This window comes from bacterium (genome assembly GCA_026398675.1).
Lineage (GTDB): Bacteria > RBG-13-66-14 > RBG-13-66-14 > RBG-13-66-14 > RBG-13-66-14 > RBG-13-66-14.
The window spans coordinates 1-5,256 of record JAPLSK010000146.1 but is presented as its reverse complement, the minus strand read 5'-3'; the positions used below and the strand labels follow the sequence as shown (position 1 = coordinate 5,256).

The following is a 5,256-nucleotide window of genomic DNA, read 5'->3' as shown; positions in this document are numbered from 1 at the left end:
GTAGCGGTTGAGGTCGTCGTTGCAGATGGGCTGGGACGGGTCCCAGTCGGGGTGGTCCTTCTGGATGAGCTTCACCAGGCTGGGACGTACAGCCACCCCCGGCACCAGCTCGGCGTCGGAGAGCCGTCGGCCGCAGATGGGGCAGATTTCTTCTGGTTTTACGGCGGGCATGGCGTATCCTTTAGACTCAGTGGGTAAGGGCGTAGATAATAATGTTGACGCCCATCTTGAGGGCCGCCTCGCGTATTTCCGGGGGGTCCTTGTGCACCTCGGGATCCTCCCAACCGTCGCCCAGGTCGCACTCGTGGGTGTAGAAGAGGACGAGCCGGCCGTTCCGGAAGATGCCGTAGCCCTGGGGCGGCTCGCCGTCGTGCTCGTGGACCTTGGGCAATCCTTGGGGGAAGTCGTAGAAGCAGTGGTAGATGGGGTGGTCGAAGGGGAGCAGGACGAGTTCCTCGTCGGGGTAGAGCCGTAAAATTTCGCGGCGGATGTAGATGTCCAGGCCGTAGTTGTCGTCTATATGGAGGAAGCCGCCCCCGTCCAGGTAGCGCCGGAGCTGCTCCAGCTCAAGCGGGGTGAAGCTGACGTTGCCGTGGCCGGTGAGGTAGAGGTAGGGGTAGTCGAAGAGCTCGGGGGCCGCGGGCTCCACCACGACCTCGTCGGAGGCGGCCTCCATCCCGGTGGAGTCGCGGAGGAATTTCAACAGGTTGGGCAGGGAGCTTGGGTCGGAGTACCAATCTCCGCCGCCGCCGTAGTGCAGCCGGGCGATGGTGAAGACCGCCGGGGTGTCGGCCGCCTGGATCGTCGCGACGAAGAGGAGCAGAATGTGAAGCGTCGCCTTTCTCATCCAGGGGGATTATACCCGAAGACCGGGGGATGTTTTTTTTACAATCCCGCCGAGGGCGGCGAGACTTTACATCGGTTCCGCGTTGTGGTAGCTTTATCCGGTCAACTTTCATCTTCCCCAAGGAGCATCCATGGCGCGGTGTCTGGTTCTGGCGGCGGCGCTCGTTTTAGTATTCACGGGTTGCGGCGGACCCAGCCTTTCCGGCGCGGCGGCCGACCTGGAGAACAAGGGCAACGCCCCGGAAGTGCGACTGGCGGCGGTGGACGACCTGATCGCCACCGGCGACCCGGAGGCGGTAGCCCATCTGCACCGCGTTCTGGAGGACGAGGCGGAGGATCCGCGAATCCGGGCCAAAGCCGCGGGCGGGCTCGGCTTCTTCCAAAATCCCGACTCCATCGATATTCTGGTCAAGGCTCTCGACGATCCCGACCCGGAGGTGCGCCGCCAGGCTGGACGCAGCCTGGTCCAGTTCGGCGAACAGGCGGTGCAGCCTCTGGTCCGCGCCCTGGGCTTCGTGCCCGAGGAGCTGGACGACACGGCTCTCTACACCGTGGCCGAGGATAGGCGCACCGCGGCCAGTCGCGTCCTGGTGGCCATCGGCCAACCGGCCGTCGGCCCCCTGAACGCCACCCTCGCCGAGTACGAACGGGAGAGCTTCTACAAGGCCATGCTCGCCTTCGCCAATCCGAAGATGCCCCTTTACGAAGAGGTCGCCGCCACCATCCAAGGTTTCACGCCCAACCCGGCCGATGATTTCGTTGACACGAAGATAGACAGCGTGGGGCGCTTTTTGAACCGCATCGGCAACGAGAACGCCATCCCGCGTAAATACATAACCCTGAGCCTCCAGGCGCTTCAAACGCCGCCCCCCACGTACCTGGAGACCCTCCGGGCCGATTCCGCCTCCAACGCGGCGCTGGATGTCACACAGCGCGTCTTCGGCCAACTTAGGCTGGACGCCATCAACGCCCTCATTACCAAACGCGAGAGCGAGGACAAGGCCCTGCAGGTGATGTGCACCCACTATCTGGGCTACCTGGGCATCACCGAGGCCACCACGGCCCTGGTGGACATCCTGGCCGACACCTCCGAATACGCCGGGCCGGACGTCAAGAAGGTCGCCCTGCAGTCCCTGGGGCGCATCGGCACCTCCAATGCTATCGCCGCGCTCTTCGACGCCCTGAAGTATTCGGACATACGCGAGACCGCGGCGGACATGCTCGAGGCCAACGGCGCCCCGGCGACGACGCTCCTGTTGGCAAGGCTGTCGGACCCCGACCCCAAGCTCCGCGCCTTCGCCATCTGGTTCTTCAGCTACACTCAGAACCGGGACCTGCAACTGGCGGCCCTGCCGAAGCTCCTGGAAAACCTGACGCAGGAGATCAAGGTTCTGCGGGAGAACGCCGCCGTGGCCCTGGGTAAGATGCCCGCCGTGGCCTTCTCGGATGTGGCGGCCTTGGCCGCCGACGAGCGCCCCGAAGTGCGCCAGGCCGTGGCCATCGCCCTGGGCGAGATGGCCGTCCCCGAGGCCAAGCCCTACCTGGACAAGCTGACTGCGGACGCGGACGATACCGTGGCCCAGTCGGCCCGGGAGGCGCTGCTGCGCATGGAATGACCGTGACTAACAAACAAAGTGGGGCGCCCGTCGGGGCGTCCCTTTGCATATATCAAAAGGGGGGGTTATTTTATCCGGACCGCCCGCGGACTTTTACGACAGCCCAAGACGAAGTACGCCCCCGGTTAAGCCGTGAATGAGGATTGCACGGCTAAGTGGAAAGAGATGAGTGGTTTTTTTTTAAGATGACGGACAAGGGGCCATCGCCCCACATTTTATATTGGATGGACCGCCCACCCGCCCCCGTAGGGGCGTCCCTTTTTTTCAGCCGGACGCGGCGGATAACTAAAACACTACATTAATAAATGGAGACCGAGACTTCAGCCACTCGCGTATTCCAACGATGTGTCACCGAACCGTTTCTTCAAGGCGCGGACGCGGCTGCTCCCCGATGAACGACACAGACCGGACGGTCAGGGGTACTTCAGGCCGAACTTGCGCCGGTAGTAGTAGCGGGTGAGCGTCAGCACGAGGATGAGGAAGGGCAGGAACCAGGGGAAGAGCGCGGCGGCCGCCAGGGCGAAGACACCCGTCGTAGCCGTGTAGGAAAGCTTTAGCCATTTACGCTTGGCCGTGAGCGCCGGGATGAAGAACGGCAGGCTGACTCCTCCGGCGATGAGCGCCGGCCAGACGCCCCACAGGGCGGCCAGGGCCACGCAGCCCGCCATCAGACCCAGGGCGATCCAGGCCACCGCCCGGACACCGAAAACCACGGAGGAGGTACGCTCGCCGGACTCGGCGTCGCCCTCGGTGTCCACCGCCGTGGTGTTGGCGAAGACGGCTCCCACGGCGAGGACGTAGGGCAGGCAGACTGTCGAAAAACCCCAGGTGAGGGGCAGGACGACCACGAAGCCCACCGCCACGTTCAAGAATCCGTTCCCGAGCCCGTTGGCCAGGATGTCCATCACCGGCCGCCCCTTGAGCTTGAAGGGCGGCGTGTTGTAGAGGAAGCCCAACAGGATGCTCGCCAGGATGACCCATAGGTAGCCGGAGTTCCAGAACCACAGGCAGCTCACCAGGGCCAGGGCCTGGAGTATCCCCTGGTACATCCAGGCCTTTTTAAGGGCGATGTAGCCGTCGCAGATTAAGTAGAGCTTGCGGTTGCGCCGGTCGGTCTCGCAGTCGTGAATCTGGTTGTTGACGTAGATGCCGCCGACGAGGAGGGAAAAGGCGACGAAGACGAGGGCGAGGTCCGGGGCGGGGTAGAGCTGGTCGAGCCAGCGGTAGGCGCTGATTAAGTCCAGGGCGTGGTAGTGGCCCAGGAGCAGGAAGAGCCAAACTGGGATGAGGATCATCGGGCGGAGGAGGAAGAAGTAGTCGAGGACGCAGAACCAGCGCGGCAGACCGAGCCCGCGGTTGGTCTTGGGCCGGTCGAAGGGAACCTTTCCCTCCTCGTGGGGGTATTTACCCAATCCCCTCCGGTCAGCAAAAAGCCGCCGAGGCGGCGCAGCGGCGGGCTGGAGCGGGGTACCGGGATCGAACCGGCGACGTTCAGCTTGGGAAGCTGACATTCTACCGCTGAATTAACCCCGCCTGCAATCCTTTATATCATAGCTCCGGCGCCATGTAAAGCGATTTCAAATCCGTATTGTAAAGGGCTCCGGTTCCTGCTATACTTATCCAATTTGAGCGCAAGGCAACGTTCTACCAAAATTTTCTTAAAATGCCGAAGCTCGGCCCCGTGTGAGCCGAGCTGAAGCCACCTAGGAGGGTAGAGATGAGGAAGATTTTCGCGCTTTTGGTGCTTCTCCCGGTCCTGGTCCTGGCACAGGATTGGGCCGGCATCCAGCGCACGACCTACGAGCCGCAGACACCCCAGGACAGGGGGGGCGCGGGCATCACGAACTGGGGCGAGCGGACCATCTCGGCCACCGGCATCGGCGTCGTTTCCGACAACCCGGTCAACGCCGCCCGGGAGCGCGCCAACGCCATGCGCGCCGCCAAGATAGTCGCACTCCGTGACCTCCTCGAACAGGTCAAGGGGGTCCAGATTAACTCGACAACCACCATCCAGAACTTCGAGACGGTGGACGACACCATCATCGCCCGCGTCTCCGGCGTCGTTCAGGGCGCGTACGAGGTGGGCAGCCCCCGCTACATGAGCGACGGCTCCATCGAGCGCACCTTCGCCATCAGCCTGGACGGCCAGTTGGCCGACGCCGTCCTGACCGATCCCTACAACACCACGGTCCATCCCGGCGGCGGCGAGAGCACCGGACTGATCATAGACGCCTCGGGTCTGGGCGCCATGCCCGCCATGAGCCCGAAAATCGTCAACCAGTCCGGCGACGTGCTCTACGGCCCGATGAACGTCAGCCGCGATTACGCCGTCTCCGTGGGCATCGTGGGATACGCGCGCAGCGTTGACGAGGCCCGCGGCGGAGACCGCGTCGGTACCAACCCCATGGTCATCCGAGCCGTGAGCGTTTCCGGCGCCGCCAAGTGCGACCTCGTCATCACCAACCCCGACGGCACAAAGATACCTTACGTGAGCGGTATCTCCGATTGCCGGGTGACGATAGTCCTTTAAACAACTTACCGGAGGAGACAAGGGGTTTAACCGAGCGAAGCGAGCTATGCCTTTGGCAAAACGAGCAAAGCGAGTAACGCCCTAGCGAAACCCCTTGCCCTCCAAGTACAGATGAAGGGATTACGATGAAAAAGCTACTTATAGGGTTTGCCATCATCGCCCTGGTCTTATTCTCGGCGGGTTGCAAGAAGGGCGAAACCGCCATGGACACGCCGGAAACCCACGTGGCGGCCGGTCACAAATACCTGGAGAACCGGCAGTACG

General features: G+C 63.0%; 4 protein-coding genes and 1 tRNA gene. 2 read left to right on the top strand and 3 right to left on the bottom strand.

The features are described 5' to 3' along the window. Positions 1–187 precede the first annotated feature (187 nt). Complete coding sequence (locus NTW26_03850) at positions 188–847, bottom strand: DUF4159 domain-containing protein (GenBank protein ID MCX7021407.1); 660 nt, start codon at positions 845–847, stop codon at positions 188–190. Between the two features lie 130 nt (positions 848–977). On the opposite strand from NTW26_03850, the gene NTW26_03845 reads away from it, so the two are divergent. After that, positions 978–2,462, top strand: a complete 1,485-nt coding sequence (locus tag NTW26_03845) for a HEAT repeat domain-containing protein (protein ID MCX7021406.1) — start codon at positions 978–980, stop codon at positions 2,460–2,462. A gap of 413 nt (positions 2,463–2,875) precedes the next feature. Here the strand turns inward: NTW26_03845 and NTW26_03840 are convergent, their stop codons facing one another. Both NTW26_03840 and NTW26_03835 read right to left on the bottom strand, forming a co-directional pair. Beyond that, complete coding sequence (locus NTW26_03840; protein ID MCX7021405.1) at positions 2,876–3,874, bottom strand: UbiA family prenyltransferase; 999 nt, start codon at positions 3,872–3,874, stop codon at positions 2,876–2,878. 46 nt (positions 3,875–3,920) lie between these two features. Beyond that, positions 3,921–3,995 (bottom strand) — tRNA-Gly (locus tag NTW26_03835). Between the two features lie 184 nt (positions 3,996–4,179). On the opposite strand from NTW26_03835, the gene NTW26_03830 reads away from it, so the two are divergent. Then, positions 4,180–4,992, top strand: coding sequence for a hypothetical protein (locus tag NTW26_03830; GenBank protein ID MCX7021404.1), 813 nt, complete (start codon positions 4,180–4,182; stop codon positions 4,990–4,992). Positions 4,993–5,256 lie beyond the last annotated feature (264 nt).

Excerpts from the sequence above, each read along its gene's own strand:
- NTW26_03850 (MCX7021407.1), bottom strand. The coding sequence starts at position 847 with ATGAGAAAGGCGACGCTTCACATTCTGCTCCTCTTCGTCGCGACGATC.
- NTW26_03845 (MCX7021406.1), top strand. The coding sequence starts at position 978 with ATGGCGCGGTGTCTGGTTCTGGCGGCGGCGCTCGTTTTAGTATTCACG.
- NTW26_03830 (MCX7021404.1), top strand. The coding sequence starts at position 4,180 with ATGAGGAAGATTTTCGCGCTTTTGGTGCTTCTCCCGGTCCTGGTCCTG.